The sequence below is a fragment of the Shewanella algae genome (genome assembly GCF_009183365.2).
Lineage (GTDB): Bacteria > Pseudomonadota > Gammaproteobacteria > Enterobacterales > Shewanellaceae > Shewanella > Shewanella algae.
On sequence record NZ_CP068230.1, the window covers coordinates 2,135,339 to 2,158,668 of the forward strand.

Sequence of the window (23,330 nt, forward strand, 5' to 3'; positions counted from 1 at the left end):
GAAAGAATGACAATGCCCCCACTTTGGTCAAAGAGAGCGATATTGGCGATTGGGCTTTCTGCCCGGCTTATGCTATGTTGCGCTCTTTTTTCTCGGCCGGTTTCCTGGCCGGGAGCGGGCGCTGAGGCTTTGTCTTCAAAGCAAAAAGCGGCGCCCGGGCCACTTCGAGCCAGCGAAAGCAGGAGGACGGAATGTTTGCAGGTTTTGACTATGGCAGTGCCAACTGCGCCATTGGTGTGATGGATGGGGGCCAGACCCGGCTCTTGCCTCTGGCCGAGGATGGCAACTATATGCCGTCGACCATTTATGCCATGGAGCGGGAACTCATTTCCGAATCTGTGCTGCAGCGCTTGCCTTTGGCGGCCCAGGCTGATTTCAAACCCAAACGCGCCGCCGAGCTGAGTCGCGCCCGAACGGCGCGTTTGGAGCTGGATTTGCTTGCCAACGAGCAAGCGGTATTCATCGGCAATCAGGCGATTGAAACCTATATGGAGATGCCGGAAGAGGGCTTCTATGTTCGCTCGCCCAAGTCCTTCCTCGGCGCTTCGGGCCTGCTCAGCAATCAGATGGCGCTGTTTGAAGATATCGTCACCCTGATGATGCAGGAAATTCATACCCGGGCGCAGCAGAGCCTGAAACAGGCTATTTCCCAGGTGGTGATCGGGCGACCGGTTAACTTTCAGGGCATTGGCGGCGAGCAGAGCAACAAGCAAGCCGAGGCCATCTTGACTCTGGGGGCCCGGCGCGCCGGGTTCACCGATGTGGCTTTTCTGTATGAGCCTATGGCGGCTGCCCTTGAGTTTGAGTCGACACTCACCCGGGAGCAGCGGGTGCTGGTGGTGGATATTGGCGGCGGTACCAGCGATTGCTCCTTTGTGCGCATGGGGCCTGAGCTTAAAGACAAGAAAGATCGCAGTGACGACTGCCTGGGCCACAGTGGTCAAAGGGTAGGGGGCAACGATCTGGATATCGCCTTGGCGATGGCCGGTTTTATGCCGCACTTGGGGCTCGGCAGTGCGCTGATCACAGGTAAGCCTATGCCAAGGCAACCCTTCTGGAACGCGGTCGCCGTCAACGATGTCAGTGCCCAGCGGGAATTCTCTGCCTTGAGTAGTCGCAAGCTGATTGAAGAGCTGCTGCGGGATGCCAAAGAGCAGGCGAAACTTGCGCGCTTATTGAAGGTGCAAAAAGATCAGCTGGGTTATCGTTTGGTGCGTAGTGCAGAGCAGCTTAAAATCGCCCTGAGCGACAGTAAGCAAGCCGCTATGGATATAGGTTTTGTCGAAGCGCCCAAACCGCAGCCCTTGACTGTGAATGTCGATGCCGCCACCTTTGTGGCCGCCATCGATGAATCGCTCGAAACGGTGCACAAGCTTATCACCCAGGCTTTGGCGGAAGGAGGATGTCAGCCGGATGTCATTTATCTCACAGGTGGCAGTGCCAAGAGCCCGTATATTACCGAGCAGATCCGCGCGCGTTTCCCGGATGTGGCTTTGGTCAGTGGCGATCACTTCGGCTCTGTGGTGGCCGGCTTGACCCGCTGGGCCGAGCGCCTGTACCGTTAAATTGCACTTTAATTGAAAGAGGACTCTTCATGGCACTGAAAAAAACGCCACTCTTGGCCGCCTTAGTCGTGACTGCGGCAACAGGCTTGCTCGCCGGGTGCGGCGATGATGTGGGTAAGGTCAGCCTGGGCGTATTTACCACCAAAGATGTGATCATAGATGCCAAGACAGATCCCAAACTGCCCGGTGTTACCTGTCATATCAGCCGCATAGAGGCCAATCTGGATTTTGCCGACCCATCGGATATGAGTATCAGCTGTCGCCAGACAGGACCGATAACCAAGGCGCAACTGGCCAGTATCGAACTGGGGAAGAAGGGCGAGATAGTGTTTACCGAGTCCTTGAGCATCTTGTTCAAGAGCCTCAAGGTGAGACGTATCTATGACAGCGAACACCAGACACTCCTGTATCTGTCCTATTCCACCAAAGAAACCAACGGCAGCCACAAGCACGCCCTGTCCACTGTGCCGCTGTGGGGAACCGATGCCTATGAGCCAAGGCCCCAGGCGGTAAACTGATAGGTCAAGATATAAAAAAGAAAAGCCTCGAAATCGAGGCTTTTTTGGGGTTGCTACTGGATTAGAACTTGTAATTCACACCCAGGGTGATGCGCTGACCCAGCATGTCGTAGTAAGCACCTTGGTTATATACGCCTGGCTGGCGAGGTGGGGTGCGGTCAAACATGTTGAGTATGCCGGCGCGAACCTGCAATGCATCAGTGATGTTGTAACGGCTGGTCAAATCAAAAGTGGTATAAGACGGGATGTCGTTATAGTTGTTTTGATTGGGTGACCATTCGTTGTCCAGCACAGTGCCGCTGCGATAGTTGGCTGTCAGCACGGCAGAGAAGTCATTGTAGGTGTAGTCTGTGGTGAAGCGGTGACGCCAGCGTGGACGCTCCTGCTCACCCACTTCCTTGACTTCATCATCGGCGAATCCGGTAGAGTTGAATGAACGCTCTTCCAGATAAGTACTGAACAGGCGGAAGCCCCAGTCACCGAAGCTGGTTTCAAGGCGATAGTTGGCTTCAATATCGAAACCTGAAGTGATACTGGATGCCGAGTTAACCGGCTTCTCATAGTAGTTAACTATCTCATGGGTATCGGGATCACGTTCAAGCAAAGGACAGAAGTCGTTATCTAAGCTGCTGGACTGATAGCAGTACTTGACTACTTCAGCACCGCTGAAGCTGTTGATCACGTTCTCCATGTCGAACTTCCAGTAATCCACCGTCAGGCTGAAGTTTTCCAGGTAAGACGGGGTGTACACAAAGCCCAGAGTGATGTCGTCTGCAACTTCGTTTTTCAGGTCCTGGTTACCCACAATAAAGCCTGGACGAGTTGAACCGTACCAGTCCTGGGAAGGTTCAAAGTCGGTCGGGATCCCTTGAGCCGCACAGTTGGCCAACACATTGTCCAGGTAATCAGGGTTGATCCTGTTCCTGAAGCTGGCAGCACAATAATCGTTGATCGTGCGGAAGGTTTGGCTGGATGGGTTGTACAGTTCGGCAATGTTAGGTGCCCGTACAGACTTTGAACGGTTGGCACGGATGCGCAGATCGTCGTTCAGCGCCCAGTTGATACCCACTTTCCAGGCTGTATCAGAGCCGGAGGTGGAGTAGTCCATGTAACGGAAAGCGGTTTCCAGCGTCAGATCCTGCACCAACATCACATCCTGCAGCAGCGGGATGGACAATTCGGCTGATGCCTCGGTCACATCAAACTCACCATAAAGAGGTTGAGACTGGTTGTTGAACAGTAAACCTTCACGCATTGCCGGATCCGGCAGGGTTTCAGCCGTTTCCTTACGGTATTCAACGCTGAATGCAGCAGCGATAAAGCCGGCAGGCAGTTCAAACAGATCGCCGCTGACAGAGGCACCGGCGACGTATTGATCTATCGATGAGCGGCGAATGGCATCTGTGCTGACCCAGTTGTAGGCGGCTTCATCGTATTGGCCGCGGCCAAATACGTTCAGTGGCTTACAGCCATTGGCTCGGGCGTATTCGTCACGACATACCAGATTACCGTCGGTATCTTTAATCACATCAACAGCGTCATAGAAGCGCTGCTCGAACATTTCGCCGTACCATTCGGTGTCGGCTTGAACATGGCCAACGGTGGCGTAAACATCATAGGACCAGGTATCGGACAGCGCACCTTCAACACCCAGTGCCAAACGCGCTGTGGTTCTGTCCTGACTGTATTTACGGTTGCCGAAATCAGATGCCAGATAGCCTACGTTTACCCCAGCGCCAGCCTTGGATTCGCCGGCCGTCACCAAAGCCGCTGCTTCGGGTGAGAGCAGGGCATTGTCATCGTACAGACGGAAGTTGAGGAATGCAGGTGAACTTTCACCATAGGCTTCAGACTTGGTGTAGTTGGCCTCCATGGTAAATTTATGATCATCATTGATGTCATAGTTCATGACAGTAAAGAAATTGATCCTGTCCAGTGGTGTCTTGATGAAAGAGTTCTCGGCAAAGTTGTAGCCTTCACCACCGAGATAGTCCACCCGGCCGCTGGTCAGCGGCGGCAGTGGCTGACCCAGATCCATTGGCCGAATTTGACCGTCATCGCTGAAGGTATAACGGGTGCCGTTGGAGACAAAAGTTCCTGTCTTGCTGTATGAAGCCAGTACCTGTTGACCATAGCCCCACATTACGGCCTGCGGATCATTCGGGCCATTGGCATTCTGATTGCGAACCACAATCGGCGCTTCACGCAGGAACTCTCTGTCCATGTATGAAATCTGCCCCTGGCGTGACCAACTGATGTTGGTCACAAAGTTGGCTTTACCCAAGTCAGAGCCGAAAGTCAGCGAGGCGTATTCCTCTTCACCGCCATCTTCGGTAGGGCGGGTGGTAGAAGCATCGATAGCCAAGCCATCAAAACTGGTTTTGGTCACAATGTTGACCACCCCGGCAATGGCATCAGAGCCATAAACTGCAGAAGCGCCACCTGTAGTGATTTCAATACGCTCAACCATGGCGGTTGGGATGTTGTTTAAATCCACGGCGCCTGAGCTTGGCGAGCCGGCTACAAAGCGCCGGCCGTTAACCAGCACCAGAGTACGGTCGGAGCCCAGTCCTCTCAGGTCAGTGTTATTTAGACCACTGGCAAAAACAGTGTTGTTGGTGGTTTCCGGTGACAGACCAACCAGAGTGTTAGGCATCTTATGCAGCAGATCTGCTACGTTGGTAACACCTGCTTCGATAAGGCCATCGCCTGTGATCACTGTGACGGGTGTTGGTGCTATCTCCCCTATACGCTTGATTTTTGAACCTGTGACTTCAATACGTTCAAATGTTTCAGGCTTATCTTCAGCATAACTGAAACCTGTACAAGCAATACTGGTTGCAGCAGCCAGAAGACCGAAGCGAACGGCCTTGGCTGTTGTAGATATGGATGTCATATCTCTCTCCTTGATTATTATTGTATATTGCCTTGCGTGGCAATGTTTTTATTTTGTTTGTCAAATGTTTCAATGACAAAGATATGATTCAATTTAAACCTAGATTTGGCAACACTTGTCTATATTTATTAATTTAAAATTAATTTAAAATTAACATTTATAAAACAACTAAGGATGAAGAGTTAATCTATTTAAAATCAATATGTTATTTTTGCTCTTATTGCTCTTTAAAACACGTTGTTAAATATATGTTTTTATTTAAACAAATTTGTATCACCGATAATAGTAAGCAAATGTTTCTATGCATTTATAAGGTGTGTCGTGCGTTAATTAATTGAGCGTTTGCACTTGTTTGTTTTTTATACGCCTGAGTTTTTGCTGAACGGGATTAAAATAAGGGAACTTTCCGATAGGAACGGGCTCTTTAATAAGGCATGATGTGAGGGTTGCCGGTGTGTTTAATACCGGATGTGTCGTTTTTAACTCCGGGTTACCGGCTTTGCCCCAAGTGAGCAGGAAGCGCTCTTGAGACAGCTGGAGAGAACCGGCGTGAAGTTAAGGGAAGAACATGTCATTTAATCAATCTGTGAGTAGAGGCAAGAGCGAAGCGGCCCAAGAGGGAACACTGACATCCAATAACCGGGTCAGTAAAAAAGACATACGGATAAGCGCTGCACGCAGGCGAATAGAGGATATTCGTGAGCAGATGGCCTTATCCCGTGAATTGGGCGTAGGAGTGTCGGCAGATGAGCTGGACTTTGACTGACGCTAACAGCGATAAGCTTAAAAAGCCCGCATTCAAGCGGGCTTTTTGCTGATTAAGCCTGCATCGCGGCGTGATAACGCTCGAAGGCTCGCTCGAGGTCGGCAATCAAATCGTCCGGATCTTCCAAACCTATATGCAGTCTTACCAGGGGCTTGCTGCTGTCCCACTGGGTTGCCGTGCGCAATTTCTCTATACCGGATATCGCCAGAATAAGGCTCTCGAAGCCACCCCATGAAAATCCCATCTTGAAGTGCTCCATCCCTTCGACGAAGGCGGTCATCGCCTGGCGGTTACCCTCCGTGAGCACAAAGGAAAACAAGCCGTTGGCGGCGCTGAAGTCACGCTGGAAAAACTCGTGACCCGGGCAACTGGCAAACGCCGGGTGGCGCAGGTGATCCACTTCCGGGCGCTGCGCCAGGAAATTGGCCACTTTGAGAGCATTTTTTTCATGTTGCGCCATTCTCACCCCCAGGGTTCTCAGCCCCCTGGCCGCCAGAAAGATATCGTCTGCAGAGGTGCATTGGCCCATGAGATAGCTGTTCTCCCTCAGGGTATCCCAGTGTGCTTCATTGGCGGTCGCCGTACCCAGCATCACATCCGAGTGACCCACTATGTACTTGGTAGCGGCCTGAATCGAGATATCGACGCCCATCTCAAACGGGCGACAATTGATGGGGGAGGCCCAGGTGTTGTCCAGCATGGTGACCAATTGATGCTCATGCGCGATGCGGCATAGGGTCGGCACATCCTGGACTTCCATGGTGATGGAGCCGGGAGATTCCAGAAACAGCACTTTGGTATTGGGGCGGATAAGCTCGCGGATACCGGTGCCAATCAAGGGATCATAGTAACTGGTTTCAATCCCCAGCCCCTTGAGCAGCTTGTCGCACAGATCCCGGGTGGGCTCGTAGACACTGTCTACCATCAGCAAGTGATCACCGGCCTTCAGAAAAGACAGCAGGGCGCCACTGATGGCCGCAGAGCCTGAAGGGTAGAGCGCAGTGCCAACACCACCTTCGAGTTCGGCAATGGCCGCCTGAAAGGCAAAGTGAGTCGGGGTGCCGCGGCGGCCATAGAACATCTCCCCTTTGGCGCGATTGGCCGTGGCGTGGCGCATCTGTTCCATGCTGTCAAATACGACGGTTGATGCTCGAAACACGGGAGGATTGATCACTCCCTTGCTCCACTTTTTGTCCCGGCCGAGCGAGACCAGCTTGGTGGCTTTCTTCATGGATGCAACTCTTGTCTGTGATTGCGGGGCGAGCGCCCCTTTGAGGCATATTAACATTGAATCTTGTCATTGCCAGTGCGGCGGGCTTGAGACTTGTTCAAGTTGTCCGCGGCTTAAAGCAGCGGCAGGCTGACCCGAATTTCGACACCTGAGCCGTCGCTCAGGTTGCTGGCACTGATATGGCCGCCATGGAAGGCGGTGATAAGCCTGGCGATATAAAGTCCCAGTCCCAGATGAGGTTTGGACTGCATCGTTTGTGGCCGCACTGAGACCATGGACTCGAAGATCTGCTCGGTCATGTTTTCCGGCAACAGTGGCCCTTGGTTTTCCACCCTGAGCAGGGCCTGTTTGCCCTGCACCTTGAGGCTGATGCGGATATCGGTATCGGCTTTGCTGAACTCAATGGCGTTGGTGACCAGCTTATCCATCAGCTGGGCGACATATTCAGGCACGCCACGCATGGTCAAAGGTTCATCCGGCAACACCAGCACGAAACCTTGTTCCTTGTAAGTCATCTGATACCCGGCGACGCAGCCTGCCACAACCTTGGTCAGTGGGAATTCATCTATCTCGGCCTGGGACAGGGACTCCTCGAGCCGGGTGGCTTCGCTCATGTTGGCGAGGATCAGCCACAAGCGATTGACCCCTTCCTGGGCGCGGTCGACGTACTTGGCCGTGTCCTTGTCCAGTTGCTGCAGACTCAAGTGCTCCAATGAGCTGCGTACCACGGCCACCGGGGTTCTCAATTCGTGGGATAGCCGCGAGGACATGTTTTCCAGATAGTGGGTATATTGCCCCAATCGGTTGACGATATTGGCAAAACTGCGCGACAGATCGCCAATTTCATCGCGCACTTTTGAAGGTGGAATGGTGTCGCGAACCCGCCCCTGGCTGTCGATGGCGCGCTCGGCCTGATCCCTGAGTTTGCGAATGCGGCTGGAGATCCCGGAGGCAAACACAAACAGTGCCAGGGTTCCCATGGCCATCACGGTCAGGATCACATTGAACAGCTTCTCCAGTGCCCGGTTACGCAGGGTACGGATACCATGGGTGGTTTCCTCGGCAACCACGGCGCCCATCACCTTATCGTCAATCCAGATGGGGCTGGCCGCCGCCAACACCACCGCCTTGTTATCCGGTGTCAGGCGCCAGGTGGAGGCCATCTGGCCATTCAGCGCCCGGCGAATATGGCTACCGCCGAGTTCGGTCGAGTCCTGCAGTGAGTCGATAAAATCCATAGGCGGCTTGGTCAGCACTGTGTAGTAGATGGGGTGTAGATAGTCGTGTTCCAGTTTGCCAAAGAAGCTTTCCGGTTGCCGCTCCTCCTCGACCGAGCGGGTCCAGACACTGGAATCGGCGCGAATATCGCCCGACTTGGCCAGCACCCGGCCATGGACATCCACCACCCATATCCGCGAGCTGTTATGCCCCATACCTTTGATAATACTTTCAATTTCCGGTGATGGTACCAGAACCGTCCCCAGCTTATCGGCGCGGTCAGTGGCCGAGGTACCAACTATGGCTTCCAGCCTGCGGCTCTTTTTGTCGTTGACATCATGAATGGCAAAACTGAGTTTACTGCCCACCATCTCCAGCGGCATTCTGAGTTCAATATTGTAACCCTTATCGGTTTTCAACCACTGGCCCTGAATGCGGACCTCTGGTGTCACCGGGGCGCTGAGCGCCGGATTTTCAGGCAACTCGAAGGCGCTGAGCCAGCCATCGTGCTTGTTGGCTATGGTGTAGCGGCGAAAACGGCCATCCGGGGCCAGGGTGGCGATAGCCAGATAGTCGTTGCGATCCACACTCAGGCTGTTGCGGCCGCGGTAAATCACCTTTGGATCCGTTACCTCGAAAAAGCCGTAAAGGTAGCCGCCATATTTACCTACCATATGGGTAAAGCTCAGCGTTGACTGGCTGTCACTCAAGCGCATCAGGGTATGCTCTTCGCCATAGGTCATGGCGCGATGGCGGTAGGCCTCCCAATCATTGAGGCGGCCATCCAGCTGAATGGGGCCGTTGAGCGGATAGGCGTAGAGATCGCGGCCCTTTTCTACTTGATTGAGGAAACTGGCCTGGCTGTCGAACAGCCTGGGTCTTTCATGTAGCGCCGTAGCCAGGGCCTGAGTGGTTCCTTCCAGGGTTTTCTCCTGGCCGTGACGCAGATATTTCTCCATCTCCCACACATACTGATAGCCAAGCCAGGGCAGGCACAGCAAAAACAGCGACAGTACCAGAGTCTTGGTTCTGAGGCCTATTGGCGGGTGATAGGAGGGAAACTTCAAGATTCGGGATCCCAGCGATAACCCATGCCATAGACGGTATCTATACAGTCAAAGGCCGGATCGGCGGCGATAAACTTGCGCCTGATCCGCTTTACATGGGAGGTAATGGTGCTGTCATCGACATAAATCTTGGCTTCCTGCATCAATTCGGTGCGGCTGCGCACATGGCCGGGATGTTTGGCCAGGGCGTACACCATCCAGAATTCGGTCACTGTCAATTCAATCGGCTGCTGTTGCCAGTATACCTGAATTCGGTTGGCATCTATGGTGAGGGCGCCGCGCTCCATCAGGGTATCGGCCGGAGCGCTGCTGCCGGCGAGTTCGCAGCGGCGAAACAGCGCCGCCAACCGCGCCAGTAAATGGGGAAAACTGACATCTTTGCTCAGGTAGTCATCGGCACCCAGACGCAGGCCACAAACCGTATCGAAGTCGCTGTCTCTGGCGGTGAGAAAAATAATCGGCAGGGTGCCCGACATCGCTCGCAGCGACTGGCACAAGGTAAAGCCACCATCGATTTCATGCTCCAGACCTATGTCAATAATGGCCAAATCCGGTAAGCGGGTGTTGAAGGCCTGCATGGCCTCGGGGCGGTTGGCGTAAGTCTGCACAGAGTAACCCTGTGATTGCAGCACATCTTTGTAGTTTTCTCTTATTGCAGCTTCATCTTCCACTATGGCAATGCGTTTCATCTGCCTCTTGTTCCTGCCGAGCCGTGAATAGCCGTGACTATACAGGATTTTAGCCGTGAAAAAAGCGATAGCTTCCAATTGCCATTTTGTTGCCACAATTGATAGCCAAAGTGCCATTTTTGCTCCCCAGACTTGCCATTTCAATGGGGTTTAATCATCTCAACGACGAGGAACGCTGCCAACTGGGCAGCAGGCTCTACAAGACAAAAGGAATCGAGATGATGAAAAAGACCCCCACCCCCATAGCCCCCCTGATCATGGCATCACTGTTGCTGACTTCTTCTCTGGCGCACGCCGACAGCCAGCCAAACTTACCGACTCAGGAGAGAGACCACAACGAAGAGTTGGTTGGCTTTGGCACAGGCGCACTGCTGGGCGCCGTGGTTGGGGGGCCTGTGGGGGCCGTTATCGGTGCCTTCACCGGCGGCATAGTGGGTAAGTCTGTGGGCGATGACGAGCAGCTCAAGAGTCAGCAGCAACAGCTGGCCGAGCAAACCGAACAACTGGCGAGTCTCAGTGAGAAGCAGCGAGCGCTGAAGGAGTTATCGTTGCAATACGCCGATGCCCAGAGTCGCCTCAATGCGCTTTCCCGCGACCGGGCTGCTCAGCTCGAAGAGTTGATAGTGGGTATGAATGTGCAGTTTCGTACCGGCACCGCCGAAATCGAACCCCACTTTGCCCGCCAGCTGGACGATTTGGCCTATGCCATGAGCCTGTCGCCTGAGCTGATGTTGGATCTGACCGGTTACGCCGATCGCCGCGGTAATTCTGATTACAACCAGACGCTGTCCGAGCAGCGGGTCGAGGCGGTGAAAAGTTATTTGGTTAGCCAAGGCGTTGCCGAAGAGCGTTTGCAAACCCAGGCTTTTGGCGCCAGTTCACCCCTCAGTGCCAAACAGAGCCGCGAGAGCGACTTCTTTGACCGTCGGGTCACGCTGAAATTGCAGACTCAGGGAGCTGCTCTGGCAGCCAATCAACAAAGCAGTAATTGAGAGGGAGCGACAAAATGAATATGGATATTCCTCGGCAGGAAAACGAGCAGTTTCAGAGAATGCCCGCCGCCAGTCACAGCGATTCTGATACTTATTTATGCAGGGCCGTTAACGCCCTGCAATTTTCAGGCTTTGCCCTGCTGGCACTGCTGGTGTTTAACCTGGTGAGCTCGGTTGAAGCCTGGGCCGAGAATGGCCCCCAACTTACCGAAGAGCCTGCAAGTGCCCAGGCTCAGGAAGGTACCCTTCAACTGATTGATAACCCGCAGTGGCCAGGTGCCGGGGTGCTCGCCTTCGGCGACACCCAGGCCCCGGCACTGGCAACCGAAGTCAGCATGAGCATCAGTGGCTGGAGTAACAGAGTCAGCGTCACCCAGTCATTCACCAATGATAGCCAGGAGTGGATCCACGGCCGTTACCTGTTCCCGCTGCCCAATGAGGCGGCGGTGGACAGCATGCAGCTGAGAATAGGTGAGCGGATCATCGAGGGGGTTATTCAACCAAAGGAAGAGGCCAAGCGCACTTTTGAGCAGGCCAAGGCTCAGGGCAAGCGCGCCAGTTTACTGAGTCAGGAGCGGCCCAACCTGTTCACCACTCAGGTGGCTAATTTGGCCCCGGGGGAAACCCTTAAAGTCAGCTTCAGCTACCAGCAAGCATTGGATTACCGTGATGGTCAGTTCAGCCTGCGCTTTCCCATGACCCACACGCCCCGTTATCTGCCTCAAAGCATGCTGCAAAGCTTCAAGGGCGTGGAAGAGGCGGCGCGGTTGTTGAGCCCTGTGATTGAAGCCGCGGGCCTTGAAAAGATGTTCACCGGCGCTGATAGCGAAAGCTCTGAGCCTATAAGCACCCAAGCGCAAAGCGGTGGCCAGGAGAATCGTCTCAGTTTGGATATTATCCTGGATGCTGGTTTTCCCTTGCTGTCGCTGGAATCCCCTTATCATGCTATTTCTCAACAAACCCTGAGTGATGGCCGTATTCGGGTGCAGCTGCAACAAGACAATACCAAGGCCGACAGCGACTTTGTGTTGCAATGGCAAGCGGATACGGGCGCCAAGCCCGCAGCGGCGCTGTTCAGCCAGCAAGGCCAGACCCATACCCCAGCACCTTCTTTAGCGCAGGCCGAAGGCCAAGCTGCCAGGGATGAATACAGTCTATTGATGTTGATGCCTCCACAGAGCAAAGAGGTGGCCAAGCCCTTGCCCAGGGAGCTTATTCTGGTGATAGATACTTCGGGCTCCATGGGGGGAGATGCAATAGTTCAGGCCAAACAGGCATTGCTGTATGCATTGAGCAGTCTCAAATCGGAGGACAGTTTCAATGTTGTTGAATTCAATTCTGCAGTGCAGACCATGGCGGCCAACTCTTTGCCGGCGACGGCCCACAATATAGGTCGGGCACAGCAGTTTATTCGTGCCCTGGAAGCCAACGGTGGTACCGAGATGGCCAAGGCGCTTGAGTTGGCATTGAACAATGATTTTGCCGCTCAAAATAAAGTCGGCACGCAAGGTGAGATTAAGGCGCTCAGGCAAGTGATTTTCATGACGGATGGCGCCGTAGGCAATGAACAGGCGCTATTTGAACTGATTAAAGACAGGCTCGGCGAAAACCGCCTGTTTACCGTAGGCATAGGCAGTGCCCCCAACTCCCACTTTATGCAGCGCGCCGCAGAGCTGGGGCGTGGCAGCTTTACCTATATTGGCAAGATGCAGGAGGTGGAGCAAAAGGTGGTTGCCTTGCTGGAAAAAATCTCCGCTCCCAGGATCACAGATGTGTCGCTGCGCTACCCTGACGGCACAGTGCCGGATTACTGGCCGGCACAAATTCCGGATCTCTATCAGGGTGAGCCGGTATTGGTGAGCATCAAACAGCGTAGCAATGCCCACAAGGCAGTTATCGTATCCGGTCTTATCGATGGCCAATTCTGGCAGCAGGAGCTGGCGCTCAATGCCAAGGCTGATCCCAAAGGGCTGGATCTTATCTGGGCCAGAAAACAGATAGCCGCGCTGGAGCTGGCCAAAGATGCTGCCAACAGTGAACGCATTGAACGCCAGGTCACAGCGCTGTCGCTGAAGTACCACTTGGTCAGTCCGTACACCAGCCTGGTGGCAGTGGATGTCACCCCGGTCAATCCGGACGCCGCGGCGACCCGGGAAGGGCTAGTGGCCAGTCATGCGCCCAAGGGCTGGCAGGGTAAGTTGCCGCAGACCGCCACCGACAGCCGGCTGATGTTGCTGCTGGGGTTGGCAAGTTTGCTGGCGGCGTTGATGCTGGCGGCTTTCCCCAGGGCTTTTGGCCGCCGTGCTTGTGAGGGGGCTGGGCGATGAGCCAGGCTGAGCAGGCCCTGACAGCAGGCGCTATGCCCTCGGTCAATAGGGGGCGTTTTAGCGATATCTGCTCAATAGTGATAGTTGTTCTGGTTGTGGCAGGTTCGGCCATGCTGTTTAAAGGAGGATATATGCAAGCCAAAGCCATGTTCGCCCAGTTTTTGATTGAAAAGGCCTGGGCCAAGAGTCTGACTGACGGCCAGGCACACAAACCCTGGTCCTGGGCCGATACCCACCCCACGGCCAAATTGTGGATAGGCAAGCATGAGCCACTCTATGTGCTGGCCGGGGCCAGTGGCCGTAACCTGGCCTTTGGACCGGCGCAGATGCTTTCGGGAGCCGGCGCCGGAGAGACAGGCAATACAGTGATTGCCGGTCACAGGGATACCCATTTCGCGATCCTGGCCGGGGCCAGGGTGGGGCAGGAGATCCGCTTGCAGGGAATGGATGGCCAGATCCATTTTTATCGAATACGTGCTACCGCAGTCGTGCATGAATCTGAGACACGTTGGTTGATGGGCAGTGATGAGCGGCTATTGACGCTGATCACCTGTTATCCCTTCGACAGCCTGAGCGGCGGCGCCGAGCTTAGATTTGTGGTGCAGGCAGAAGCCTTGCAAACGCTGGCGGTTTCAGCCTGATATCGGCATCACCCGATTGCGGCCCAAACGCTTGGCTTCATAGAGCAAGGTGTCGGCGCGTTCGGTAAGGGATTGGCGGGTATCCAGTTGCTGCCATTCTGCAACCCCGAAGGAGGCGCTGATATTGCTGATGAGCTGGCCCTTGCGCCTGTCTCTGACGCTAACCTTCTCCAGTGCCCGTCTCATGGCTTCGGCCAGTTGGCGGGCTACTCTCAGCTGACTGGTCGGCACCAGAATAGCGAACTCTTCACCACCGAAACGATACAACTTGGTGCCGTCACGGCAACTATCCTGCAGACGCTTGGCCACCGCCTTGAGCACCTGGTCCCCCAAAAGATGCCCATATTCATCGTTGAAACGCTTGAAGTGATCCACATCCACCAGAATAAGGCAGCAGCCCTTCGGCGACTGACTCAACAAGCTATCGAAGTCGGCATCGAAGGCACGGCGGTTAAGGCAGCCGGTGAGGGCATCAAACAATATGTCTTTTTCGGTGTTTTGCAGCTGTAGCCGCAGACTGTCTATCTCCTGCTGGGCCTTGCTCAGTTGCGAGCTCAAATAATCCGTGCTACTGCGAATATCATCCGAGTCTTTCACCAGGGCTCGGACCATGCCCATCACTTGCTCAAGATCCATGGCGTCCTGATCCAAGCGGCTGATACGGCCAAAGTTACGCTCGATTTTGGCGCGAAAACTGTCGGCATCGCAGCTGGTATCCTTGAGTGACTGAGACAGCTCGGTCGCTATCGCCTCCATACTCTGGCGCATATCTCTGACATCCAGTTCATCTTCCGGGGCCAGATGATGACGGTAGAGGAGTTCCGCCGTTGAGGGCGGACAGGTGTTGTACTGGCTGACGGCTTCATCCAGGCTGGCATTGAGTACCGGGTTGCGCTCGCTGACATAGGCATACCAGAGCGCATAGTTGACCGGCGTTGTCGGTATCTGATGTTTTAACATCAACGGCAAGGCTTTTTTCAGGTATTGGGCGGCTTGTTGAAGCAGAGTCATGGTCATAGGGGAACTCATTGTCAATGCAATTACCTATTCAGCTTGACATAAATTAAGCCGCTTGTGGATCCAAAGGCTCACAGAATGTCACCTTGTTGCGCCGATTGCCGAATGCTGCCCCGCTGTTACAATGGCTGAACAAAATAGATAATAGCAAGGAATGAAGTCGTGAAATTTACCTCTGTCTGTGGCCTGTTGGCCACACTGTTAACGCCCGCTCTGGCGTTGGCTGCCCCCTTTGAACTGGATGAATCCAGCTATCGCCAGGATGTGAAAACCCTTGCCAGTGACGCGTTTGGAGGCCGTGCGCCTCTGTCGGCCGGTGAACAGCTGACCTTGGATTACCTTACCGAGGCCTTCAAGGAGATGGGGCTTGAGCCCGGGTTTGGCAACAGTTATCTGCAAGCCGTTCCCATGGCCAGGATCACTGCAGATCAGAATATGCAGTTAAAGCTGGGCTCAATGAGTTTCAGCAATGGCGAGGAGTTCACCGCCCGCACTCAAAGAGTGACGCCCAAGGTGCAGCTGCAAGACAGCGAGGTGGTATTTGTCGGCTACGGTATCAATGCCCCGGAATACGGCTGGAATGACTTTGAAGGCCTGGATGTTCGTGGTAAGACCCTGATTGTACTGGTCAATGATCCCGGCTTTGCCACTCAGGATCCCCAGGTATTCAAGGGCAATGCCATGACCTATTACGGTCGCTGGACCTATAAATATGAAGAAGCGGCCCGTCAGGGCGCCGAAGCCGTGTTTATTGTGCATGAAACTGCGCCCGCCGCTTACGGTTGGGGGGTGGTGCGTAACAGCAACACCAATACCAAGTACACCCTGGTGGATAAAGATAACAACGCATCATCGGTTGGCGTGATGGGGTGGATCCAGCATGATAGCGCCAAGAAGCTGTTCAGCCAGGCGGGTCTGGACTTTGATATCTTGAAGCAACAGGCGGTCAATAAAGGCTTCGAGGCGGTGCCGTTGAAACTCAAGGCCAATCTGACCTTGAACAACAAGATAGAACTGGCGCAATCCCACAATGTGGCGGCCTTGTTGCCTGGAACCGAGCACAAAAATGAATACTTGGTGATGCACGCTCACTGGGATCACCTGGGAAAGACCATTGAAGATGGCAAGGAAGTGGTGCTCAACGGCGCTGTGGATAACGCCTCAGGTGTGGCCGGTGTTCTGGCACTGGCAAAGCACTTCAAACAGCAAAAGGGCATTGATGCCCCGAAACGCTCGATTCTGTTCAGCGCCTTTACTGCCGAGGAAACCGGACTCATTGGCGCCCAGTACTTTGCCGAAAATCCCCCGGTTCCCACCAAGCAGCTGGTGGCATTTCTCAATATAGACGGCATGAATATGGGTAAAGGCGTGGATTACATCCTGCGTTATGGTGAGGGTGTGTCAGAGCTGGAGCAGTATTTGAATGATGCCGCCAAAGGGCAGGGACGCAGCGTCAAGGCCGATCCCCGACCGCAAAATGGCTTGATGTTCCGCTCGGACCATTTCGCTCTGGCCAAGGAAGGGGTACCCGGCTTGCTGTTTATGAGTTTGGGGGATACAGACCCGGATTATATTGCCCACAAATATCATAAGGCAGCCGATGATTATGACCCAAGCTGGAGTCTGGATGGGGTTCAGCAGGACTTGGCCTTGATAAGCGATATCCTGGCGCGGTTGGCCAATAACAATGACTGGCCCCAATGGCTTGAAGATTCGGACTTCAAGAAGCGCCGGGCTCAGGATCAGCGCTGAGTTTGGTGGCAGGTGTGACTCAAAAAGGGTTACACCTGTCCATGCTTCTTGTCACTTGAAAGCGTAATTAATGGAAAGCCTTTGTTTTTCATGGCTGCTCGACACAGGCATGCACCAGAAAGCTGGAGTGGAAGTATTTGGGTATGTATTTGGACAGCAGATAATTGAAGAAACCTACTCGTTTCCACTCTTTGAAATCGGCGTAATGCGCGACTGAAATCACCTTTAGCTTTCCATGCCATTGCTCAATCTCCCGTGGCGAGTCGAGCGCCAACTTAAAACCGGCACCGGCATATTTTACGCTGTCGTGGTTATCTGAATTGTCCCTCATCCAGCGACTGATACCGTCGAATAGAATATGGCAACCAGGAAAGCGGCTGGCCAGTTCTTGAAGCAACTGTTGTACCTGACAATTGTCGAAGTATATCAGCAGGCCTTCAGCAATAAAAACAAAGGTTGCGCCCTGATGACGGGCATTGAGTTCATCCATCCAATCGCTATCAAATACAGAAGCACTGATGCATGTCTCACAACTGTCCGCAGGAAGGAGCTGCTCTCTGAGGGCAATCACTTCAGGCAGATCCAGGTTGTAAAACGAGGCCTTGTCTTCCATCGTGTTTCCCATCAGCATTTGAACCCTCTGAAAGCGGGCATCGAGCCCGGCTCCGAGGTTGACTACAACACAGGACTGTGCCGTAGCGATAATATCCGCCGTGAGTCTGTCAAAGTAACCCGCGCGGATGGCGACCCCTACTGAGCTCAATACAGATTGGTCAAAACTTGAGAAGTCATAATCAAATTGTTCGATAAGCGCGCAGGCCCAAGGATCTGAGAAGAAGGCATCTTTCAGTTTGGATTGGCACGATTTCATATAGAGCGGGATAAAAAGTGTTTGGGCGATAGGATCATTTAGCCCTGTGACTGCCAGCTTGTTACTCATCTTTGCCTCCTCCCTCATCCCTTCTGTTAAATGATAACCATTATCAAATGCGTAACTGTGAGCAAGAGTGGATTTTTATCAAACTCACTTTTTGAGAGGCTTGGCAGGCGAGAGGACTGGAATACTTGGTGATTGTCGGCAAAAGATAGTGGATGACAGCTTTGACTCGAGCTGCCAATAAGCGACTATGGTCAGGGAAAGGGGGCAGGAAAAAGCGTCAGGAAAAAGCGTCAGGAAAAAGCGTCAGGAAAAAGCGTGATTGTACCGTCAAGCGGAGAACAAGTTCAGAAACGGTAGCTGATCGATAACATAGGGCCGATAAAACTATAGTAGAGGTTGTAGTCGGCCACTTTTACCGCGGCGTCCGATGCGCTCTGACGCACATCCACATCCACTTTGTAATAGTTATAGGCCAAGGTGATGTCCCAACGATCACTCAGGGTGGTTTTCATGCCGGCTCTGATATCGACCAGTGAGCCCTTGAGATCATCAAGGCGCACGGAAAAATATTGGGCATGCAAATTAAATTGCCAACCGGGTGCCAGCTCATAGTCACCAAAGAGGCCAATATTCGGCAAAGGTGCGGTAACGCTTTCATCCACCAGTCTGGGAATGGGCTGGGCGCTGCAGATATTGCCGCTGAGCTCTGAGGTGGCACAGGCCCCGATTGAACCTTCGAAGCTGCTTTCAATGAACATGGTATGCAGCCCTACACTGACCCCTATGTTATAGCCGTTGCCTTGAAACAGATCATAGCCATAGCCGATGCGGGCGATATCGATATTGAGCGTGGTGCCCAGCTGGCCACCGGCCTTGACATCATAGACGGTATCGTCAATCTGGACCTGAAATGGTCGACTGACCGCTTGAGTTTCAGCGCTGCGGTGTAGTTGTTTCCAGTCAAAATAGATGTGGTGTCTATCGTTGAAACGGTATCCCAATTCAAACAGAGGCAGAAACTCGTTTTCCGCCAACTGCAGATCAGACTCAAAATCCAGATCGAAATCGTTGCCGACCAAGGGATCGGTAACTTGCATATTGGTGTCGGACTGAGAGTAGAAACCACCAATATTCAAGCTCCACTCGCCGGCTTGGGCTTGGGTAGTGGCGCAGCAGAGCAGGGCGAGTGTCAGCGACAGTCTCAAACCTGAATTGTTAATAGAGTGTGGTGTCAACAATGGGTAATCTCTTTTCGTTACTCAGATAATCCAAGTGCCTTCTCAGAGATTCCTTTTCCGGGATAAATCGGCACGTGCGCGGTTTGAGTGCTTGCCAGCTCTAGTTTGTAGGATGACACTTCTTGTATTTTCGAATGCTGAAAATCCGCGCGACTGCAAAGAGTCTAAACCAGAATGATGGTTTTTGTGAATAGAATGTTTACAAATGTGTGGTTTTTTATGATCTACCACAAAAAAGCGCCCCATAAAGGAGCGCTTCAGTCTGATATTAAAGCTCGTGTTCGGATCAGGCCTCGGACTCGCTGCTGTCGCTTTTCTTGGAATCCTTGTTGAACATGCCCAAACGGATGCGGATAAAGTGCAGTATTTGTGCTGCTATATCCAGGTGGAGACAGGACTCCAGTCCTTCAAAGCCCGGCGAGGAGTTGGCCTCGCAAATCTTGTAGTGACCGTTGTCAAACAGCAGATCTATCCCGGCAACATCCAGATCCAGTATGTTGGCTGTCTGGGTTGCCAGCCACTCTATTTCAGGTGTGACCGCAAAGGGGCTGGCTGAGCCACCGGCGCTGACATTGGCTTTGAAACTGTCCTCTTGGCCGCGTCTCTCGTAGCAACCTGCTACCCGGCCACCTATGGTGAAGACTCGCAAGTCCCGGCCATGGCTGTTGGAGATAAACTCCTGCAGAATGATGTTGGCATTCTTGTTGGTGGCCTCGATAAGTTGCATCAGATCATCGAACTCACGTGCCTTGTGTGACAGAAACACGCCGCTGCCTTGTGAGCCGGAGAGTGTCTTGATCACCACAGGGAAACCCAAGTGACGTTCAACCAGGTCAACATCAACCGGGAATTTCACCAGCATGGTCTTGGGTGTTGGCAGATTCTTTTCGGCCAACAGTTGCTGGGAAAACAGCTTGTCCTTAACGGTTTCTATCGCCTTGGAAGAGTTGAGGCAATAAACACCAAGACGTTCCAGGTGGCGGATAATCGCCAAGGCAAAATAGGTGGTACCCGAGCCCATACGGGGAATAATAAAATCGGGCAACTCTACTGGTTGCCCGTTCAGTAAAATACTCTTGTTGTCCTCTCGGGTCACTGTGAGGTCAAACTCATCGGGAGCATAGACCTCAAGTTCGATATTGTCGGCCTTGGCGGCCTCCAACAATCGGTTTATTTCATACAATTCAGGTTTTAGCTGAGTCGCGGTCTCTTTATATAAAATCCAACCACGCATTTAGTCGCAAACCCTAATTTTCATTGGTCATCCTCAAGTTCAGGCTCATCCTGAACATCGTCATCTATCATATCGTCGATATACTCAGCATCGGCCTTTTTCACTAAAGTGGTGCCGACTACTGCGTAGAAAGGCTTCCCAGAAGCCAACTTGACATACTTTACCCAGATCTTTTCCAACAAGCTACCGGGAGCGGAATTTCCGCGGACAACTTCAACAAAATGACTCTCCTCCGGATTCCGGGGGGCTTGGCGTCCCTCCGCCAGAGCCTGCATGGCAACGCCATGTTTTTCGAGTAATTCTGCTTCGTTGTAAGTAAAATCCCCGCTGCGGCGAAAGCCCTTGGGGAAGTTCTTGTCGTCATAGAAACGGCGTTCGCTGACGAAACTCTCATTGGCGGCTTGTTGCACAGATGCACTCTGCAGTGCCGATGGTGAAGGAGTCGTGGTCAACATGGCGATATTCCTTACAAAAATGGTTCTTGAGGAGATTTGCAAGCAGAGTATTGGCTAGTATGATTGATTTATAAATCAAAAAAATTTGTCTATGACGATAAAGAATTTTTTATGGACACGGATTTACTCAAGACATTTCTGGAAGTTTCCCATACCCGCCATTTTGGGAAGGCCGCTGAAAACCTCTATCTGACCCGCAGTGCCGTATCTTTCAGGGTTAAGCAGCTGGAGAGCATTCTCGGGGTCGAGCTGTTTGAACGGCAGCGAAACAACATACAACCGACCCCGGCCGGGGTGCGGATGCTGGCGCATGCCGAAGCGGTACTGACCGCCTGGGAGCGGGCCAAACAGGATATCTCCCTGAGTGAACACCAATCGGTGCAATTGGTTATCGGCGCGGCGCCCAATATCTGGGACGCTTATCTGCAGGGATATATGCAAGGTTTACATCAGGGGCTTGCCGGAGTGGCGCTGCGCACCGAAATTCTGGCACCGGCGGCCATGACCAAACAGTTGATGGACCGGACGCTGGATCTGGCCATTGCTTTTGACCCCCCTAAGCTGGAAGAGTTTGAGTTGTTGCAGATAGGAGAGGTGTCGCTGCATCTGGTGAGCACAGAGGCGGCTTCCTCCGTCGATGAACTAACGGACAGGCATTACATCAAGGTCGATTGGGGCACGGCATTCAATATCCAACATGCCAGAGACTATGCCGAGTTACCCATTCCTGTGCTGCATACCGGCTCGGCTCGTATTGCGCTGGACTTTCTGCTCAATAATGGTGGCAGTGCATTTTTGCCGCAAAACATGATTGAACCTTATCTGGCGAAAGGGGAGCTGTTTGTGATTGATGATAAGACACCGCTCAGGCGCAATGTTTACGTAGCCTACTTACCGGGCAACGACCGATTGGAGCAGATACTGCAAGCGGTCAACTACCTCAGAAGTCAGTTCTAAATTTGGCCGGGCATTGAGCGTTTTGCCTTGATGCCCGGTTGCCTTACTACTGAAGCATTCAAAATACCAAAGCGTGCATTCAACATACCAAAGCGCTTTAGAACACCAAAGGCCAGATAACCACGGCCCAGGTCAGGCCGCATAAACACAGGCTGATAAAGACTGCCGCCGAGGCAATATCTTTGGCCTGGCCGCTCAAGGGGTGAATTTCATCGCCCACTCTGTCGACCACCGCTTCAATGGCCGAATTCAACAGCTCGGTAATAATGACGATAAATACCGTCGCTATCAGCAGTAATTTTTCTGTCTTGGCCACATCCAGATATAACGCCAGCGGGATCATTAACAATGCCAGTACGGCTTCCTGGCGAAAGGCGGCTTCATGTTTCCAGGCTGAGCATAAGCCCTTGATGGAAAAGCCGGTGGCGCGGAAAATGCGTTTCAGTCCGTGATTGTTGGCGGGTTTCATATTCTCTCAATTCTTGATCTGTGGCTATGGCCGGTTGCTGTATAAAGACCCGCTGAACCGTGAAAGGTTCCTGGGCTAATGGGGTTGCAACTTGTCGCTTCCTTTATTGACCTCGCGTTGGTCACTAGTGACTAATTTGACTATTAGTGCAGTGGCGCTGAGGTTTCCAAGGTGCGGCGGCATTATAGCAGCTCATCTTGCCGCTGATATAACAGTTACTGCACCTACCACGGGTGTTTGGCCGTTATTATGCCAAGGCGGAAGGTTTGGCAAAGGGGGAGGACCGTTTCAATAATCGTTACACTAGTTGTCACCATAACCGCCACGACTTTCTATACTCTTTGTAGTTTTGATCTTTGTAGTTTTGGTCTCTGCTATAGGATGTAGCAGGCAATTGGTCGATAGCCAGGGAGGGCTTATGCAATATCCGCAATCTTTACCGACAACAGCATATCTTAAGCGTTTTCCGGCCATGCTGTTACTGCTGCAAACTTTTCTGCTCTCGTTTCCGGCCGCCGAACGAGAATTACCGGCCCCGGAGCTGGCCGGTCGTTGGCAACAACAGAAGGCCGAAATCAAGGATTTTCTTGTCAGTGAAAAACTCGATGGTGTTCGCGCCAGATGGGACGGCAGGCGTTTGCTGAGCCGCTCGGGCAGAGTGATTCCTGCACCAATTTGGTTTGTGAAGGACTTTCCTGCCGTGGCACTCGAAGGAGAGCTTTGGGGCGGCTATCACAGCTTTGATACTGCATCGCTGCTGGCCAGAGGTTTAGGCGAAGCAGACTCCTGGCGCCAGCTGGGTTTTTATCTGTTCGATGCCCCCGGGCTGAAAATGGCTTTTGCCGAACGTTATCAGGCGTTCAAGCAGTATCACCAACTGACCCCTTATCTCTATGTCATCGAGCAGCGGCGTCTCAACAGCACGCAAGAGTTACATCTGTGGTTACAACAGGTGGTGGCCAAAGGGGGCGAAGGCCTGATGGCGCACCGCATCGATGCCATGTATCTGGCGGGGCGCAGTGATGCCTTGTTAAAACTCAAACCTGTGGAAGATGCCGAGGCGCGAGTACTGGCGATACTTCCGGGAAAGGGCAAGTATCAAGGCATGATGGGCGCCTTGCTGGTGGAAACCGAGGCTGGGGTAAGCTTTCGTCTGGGAACAGGTTTCACCGATGCCGAGAGGGCTTCACCGCCACTTCCCGGAACCTGGGTGACCTTTGCTTTCTCCGGGCTGACCTCGGGCGGCAAGCCTAGGTTTGCCCGCTTCCTTAGGGTAAGATCCGACTATCGACTCAGTTTCCCGGCAGAGGCTATTGAGGCAAAAGTCTCTGCCGCCGACCCGGCTGCGGAACGCAATCCTGCCGAGTCAGCCAATGAGGAACCTTAAGGTGGAATTTCAAAGCGTACCAAGTGTCAGC

Annotated in this window: 19 protein-coding genes; 9 read left to right on the plus strand and 10 right to left on the minus strand. The window is 53.1% G+C overall.

Going from position 1 to position 23,330, the window contains the following annotated elements; translation table 11 throughout:
• The first annotated feature begins 191 nt into the window (after nucleotides 1-191).
• Nucleotides 192-1,565 (plus strand): molecular chaperone, encoded by a 1,374-nt coding sequence (yegD, locus tag E1N14_RS09455; RefSeq protein ID WP_025009521.1) that lies wholly within the window; start codon nucleotides 192-194, stop codon nucleotides 1,563-1,565.
• Nucleotides 1,566-1,594: 29 nt separating this feature from the next.
• Nucleotides 1,595-2,083 (plus strand): CreA family protein, encoded by a 489-nt coding sequence (locus tag E1N14_RS09460; RefSeq protein ID WP_051546839.1) that lies wholly within the window; start codon nucleotides 1,595-1,597, stop codon nucleotides 2,081-2,083.
• A 61-nt stretch (nucleotides 2,084-2,144) separates the two neighbouring features.
• On the opposite strand, the gene E1N14_RS09465 is transcribed toward E1N14_RS09460, so the two are convergent.
• On the minus strand, nucleotides 2,145-4,979 hold the full coding sequence (locus E1N14_RS09465; RefSeq protein WP_025009523.1) for a TonB-dependent receptor plug domain-containing protein: 2,835 nt from the start codon (nucleotides 4,977-4,979) through the stop codon (nucleotides 2,145-2,147).
• Nucleotides 4,980-5,547: 568 nt separating this feature from the next.
• On the opposite strand from E1N14_RS09465, the gene E1N14_RS09470 reads away from it, so the two are divergent.
• Complete coding sequence (locus E1N14_RS09470; protein ID WP_025009524.1) at nucleotides 5,548-5,745, plus strand: PA3496 family putative envelope integrity protein; 198 nt, start codon at nucleotides 5,548-5,550, stop codon at nucleotides 5,743-5,745.
• Between the two features lie 52 nt (nucleotides 5,746-5,797).
• Here the strand turns inward: E1N14_RS09470 and E1N14_RS09475 are convergent, their stop codons facing one another.
• The 3 genes from E1N14_RS09475 to pdsR form a co-directional block, all read right to left on the minus strand.
• Nucleotides 5,798-6,976, minus strand: a complete 1,179-nt coding sequence (locus E1N14_RS09475; protein ID WP_062793669.1) for a cystathionine beta-lyase — start codon at nucleotides 6,974-6,976, stop codon at nucleotides 5,798-5,800.
• Nucleotides 6,977-7,089: 113 nt separating this feature from the next.
• Nucleotides 7,090-9,261 carry a proteobacterial dedicated sortase system histidine kinase gene (gene pdsS, locus E1N14_RS09480; protein WP_025009525.1) on the minus strand — a complete coding sequence of 724 codons (2,172 nt, stop codon included), beginning with the start codon at nucleotides 9,259-9,261 and terminating at the stop codon, nucleotides 7,090-7,092.
• Nucleotides 9,258-9,950, minus strand: coding sequence for a proteobacterial dedicated sortase system response regulator (gene pdsR, locus E1N14_RS09485; protein WP_025009526.1), 693 nt, complete (start codon nucleotides 9,948-9,950; stop codon nucleotides 9,258-9,260). The genes pdsS and pdsR overlap by 4 nt, the downstream gene beginning before the upstream one ends.
• Before the next feature lie 218 nt (nucleotides 9,951-10,168).
• On the opposite strand from pdsR, the gene pdsO reads away from it, so the two are divergent.
• The 3 genes from pdsO to E1N14_RS09500 are packed head-to-tail and all read left to right on the plus strand — an operon-like array spanning nucleotide 10,169 to nucleotide 13,910.
• A complete protein-coding gene (gene pdsO / locus E1N14_RS09490) occupies nucleotides 10,169-10,942 on the plus strand; it encodes a sortase-associated OmpA-like protein PdsO (protein ID WP_306440234.1) in 774 nt (257 codons plus the stop codon).
• Nucleotides 10,943-10,956: 14 nt separating this feature from the next.
• Nucleotides 10,957-13,269, plus strand: a complete 2,313-nt coding sequence (locus tag E1N14_RS09495; protein ID WP_062793670.1) for a marine proteobacterial sortase target protein — start codon at nucleotides 10,957-10,959, stop codon at nucleotides 13,267-13,269.
• A gap of 32 nt (nucleotides 13,270-13,301) precedes the next feature.
• Complete coding sequence (locus tag E1N14_RS09500) at nucleotides 13,302-13,910, plus strand: class GN sortase (protein ID WP_037436504.1); 609 nt, start codon at nucleotides 13,302-13,304, stop codon at nucleotides 13,908-13,910.
• Here E1N14_RS09500 and E1N14_RS09505 read toward each other — a convergent pair.
• Nucleotides 13,902-14,927 (minus strand): GGDEF domain-containing protein, encoded by a 1,026-nt coding sequence (locus E1N14_RS09505; protein ID WP_025009529.1) that lies wholly within the window; start codon nucleotides 14,925-14,927, stop codon nucleotides 13,902-13,904. The two genes, E1N14_RS09500 and E1N14_RS09505, sit on opposite strands and share 9 nt — an antisense overlap.
• A gap of 162 nt (nucleotides 14,928-15,089) precedes the next feature.
• On the opposite strand from E1N14_RS09505, the gene E1N14_RS09510 reads away from it, so the two are divergent.
• On the plus strand, nucleotides 15,090-16,679 hold the full coding sequence (locus E1N14_RS09510) for a M28 family metallopeptidase (RefSeq protein WP_062793671.1): 1,590 nt from the start codon (nucleotides 15,090-15,092) through the stop codon (nucleotides 16,677-16,679).
• Between the two features lie 88 nt (nucleotides 16,680-16,767).
• Here the strand turns inward: E1N14_RS09510 and E1N14_RS09515 are convergent, their stop codons facing one another.
• The 4 genes from E1N14_RS09515 to E1N14_RS09530 all read right to left on the minus strand — a co-directional run bounded on the left by E1N14_RS09515 (nucleotide 16,768) and on the right by E1N14_RS09530 (nucleotide 20,486).
• A complete protein-coding gene (locus E1N14_RS09515) occupies nucleotides 16,768-17,619 on the minus strand; it encodes a class I SAM-dependent methyltransferase (RefSeq protein WP_025009530.1) in 852 nt (283 codons plus the stop codon).
• A gap of 284 nt (nucleotides 17,620-17,903) precedes the next feature.
• Nucleotides 17,904-18,797 carry a hypothetical protein gene (locus E1N14_RS09520; protein WP_370628788.1) on the minus strand — a complete coding sequence of 298 codons (894 nt, stop codon included), beginning with the start codon at nucleotides 18,795-18,797 and terminating at the stop codon, nucleotides 17,904-17,906.
• 286 nt (nucleotides 18,798-19,083) lie between these two features.
• Nucleotides 19,084-20,031 carry an ATP-grasp domain-containing protein gene (locus tag E1N14_RS09525; protein ID WP_025009532.1) on the minus strand — a complete coding sequence of 316 codons (948 nt, stop codon included), beginning with the start codon at nucleotides 20,029-20,031 and terminating at the stop codon, nucleotides 19,084-19,086.
• 20 nt (nucleotides 20,032-20,051) lie between these two features.
• Nucleotides 20,052-20,486, minus strand: a complete 435-nt coding sequence (locus tag E1N14_RS09530; RefSeq protein WP_025009533.1) for a MaoP family protein — start codon at nucleotides 20,484-20,486, stop codon at nucleotides 20,052-20,054.
• Between the two features lie 111 nt (nucleotides 20,487-20,597).
• Here E1N14_RS09530 and hdfR point away from each other — a divergent pair, with 111 nt between their 5' ends.
• Nucleotides 20,598-21,443 carry an HTH-type transcriptional regulator HdfR gene (hdfR, locus tag E1N14_RS09535; RefSeq protein WP_025009534.1) on the plus strand — a complete coding sequence of 282 codons (846 nt, stop codon included), beginning with the start codon at nucleotides 20,598-20,600 and terminating at the stop codon, nucleotides 21,441-21,443.
• Nucleotides 21,444-21,540: 97 nt separating this feature from the next.
• Here the strand turns inward: hdfR and E1N14_RS09540 are convergent, their stop codons facing one another.
• A complete protein-coding gene (locus tag E1N14_RS09540; protein ID WP_025009535.1) occupies nucleotides 21,541-21,912 on the minus strand; it encodes a diacylglycerol kinase in 372 nt (123 codons plus the stop codon).
• 418 nt (nucleotides 21,913-22,330) lie between these two features.
• On the opposite strand from E1N14_RS09540, the gene E1N14_RS09545 reads away from it, so the two are divergent.
• Nucleotides 22,331-23,299 (plus strand): DNA ligase, encoded by a 969-nt coding sequence (locus tag E1N14_RS09545; protein ID WP_025009536.1) that lies wholly within the window; start codon nucleotides 22,331-22,333, stop codon nucleotides 23,297-23,299.
• Nucleotides 23,300-23,330: the final 31 nt, after the last annotated feature.

Excerpts from the sequence above, each read along its gene's own strand:
- E1N14_RS09540 (WP_025009535.1), bottom strand. The coding sequence starts at position 21,912 with ATGAAACCCGCCAACAATCACGGACTGAAACGCATTTTCCGCGCCACC.
- E1N14_RS09475 (WP_062793669.1), bottom strand. The coding sequence starts at position 6,976 with ATGAAGAAAGCCACCAAGCTGGTCTCGCTCGGCCGGGACAAAAAGTGG.
- hdfR (WP_025009534.1), top strand. The coding sequence starts at position 20,598 with ATGGACACGGATTTACTCAAGACATTTCTGGAAGTTTCCCATACCCGC.
- E1N14_RS09460 (WP_051546839.1), top strand. The coding sequence starts at position 1,595 with ATGGCACTGAAAAAAACGCCACTCTTGGCCGCCTTAGTCGTGACTGCG.
- E1N14_RS09470 (WP_025009524.1), top strand. The coding sequence starts at position 5,548 with ATGTCATTTAATCAATCTGTGAGTAGAGGCAAGAGCGAAGCGGCCCAA.
- pdsO (WP_306440234.1), top strand. The coding sequence starts at position 10,169 with ATGATGAAAAAGACCCCCACCCCCATAGCCCCCCTGATCATGGCATCA.
- E1N14_RS09465 (WP_025009523.1), bottom strand. The coding sequence starts at position 4,979 with ATGACATCCATATCTACAACAGCCAAGGCCGTTCGCTTCGGTCTTCTG.
- E1N14_RS09515 (WP_025009530.1), bottom strand. The coding sequence starts at position 17,619 with ATGAGTAACAAGCTGGCAGTCACAGGGCTAAATGATCCTATCGCCCAA.
- pdsR (WP_025009526.1), bottom strand. The coding sequence starts at position 9,950 with ATGAAACGCATTGCCATAGTGGAAGATGAAGCTGCAATAAGAGAAAAC.
- yegD (WP_025009521.1), top strand. The coding sequence starts at position 192 with ATGTTTGCAGGTTTTGACTATGGCAGTGCCAACTGCGCCATTGGTGTG.
- E1N14_RS09495 (WP_062793670.1), top strand. The coding sequence starts at position 10,957 with ATGAATATGGATATTCCTCGGCAGGAAAACGAGCAGTTTCAGAGAATG.
- E1N14_RS09525 (WP_025009532.1), bottom strand. The coding sequence starts at position 20,031 with ATGCGTGGTTGGATTTTATATAAAGAGACCGCGACTCAGCTAAAACCT.
- E1N14_RS09545 (WP_025009536.1), top strand. The coding sequence starts at position 22,331 with ATGCAATATCCGCAATCTTTACCGACAACAGCATATCTTAAGCGTTTT.
- E1N14_RS09500 (WP_037436504.1), top strand. The coding sequence starts at position 13,302 with ATGCCCTCGGTCAATAGGGGGCGTTTTAGCGATATCTGCTCAATAGTG.
- E1N14_RS09530 (WP_025009533.1), bottom strand. The coding sequence starts at position 20,486 with ATGTTGACCACGACTCCTTCACCATCGGCACTGCAGAGTGCATCTGTG.
- E1N14_RS09505 (WP_025009529.1), bottom strand. The coding sequence starts at position 14,927 with ATGACCATGACTCTGCTTCAACAAGCCGCCCAATACCTGAAAAAAGCC.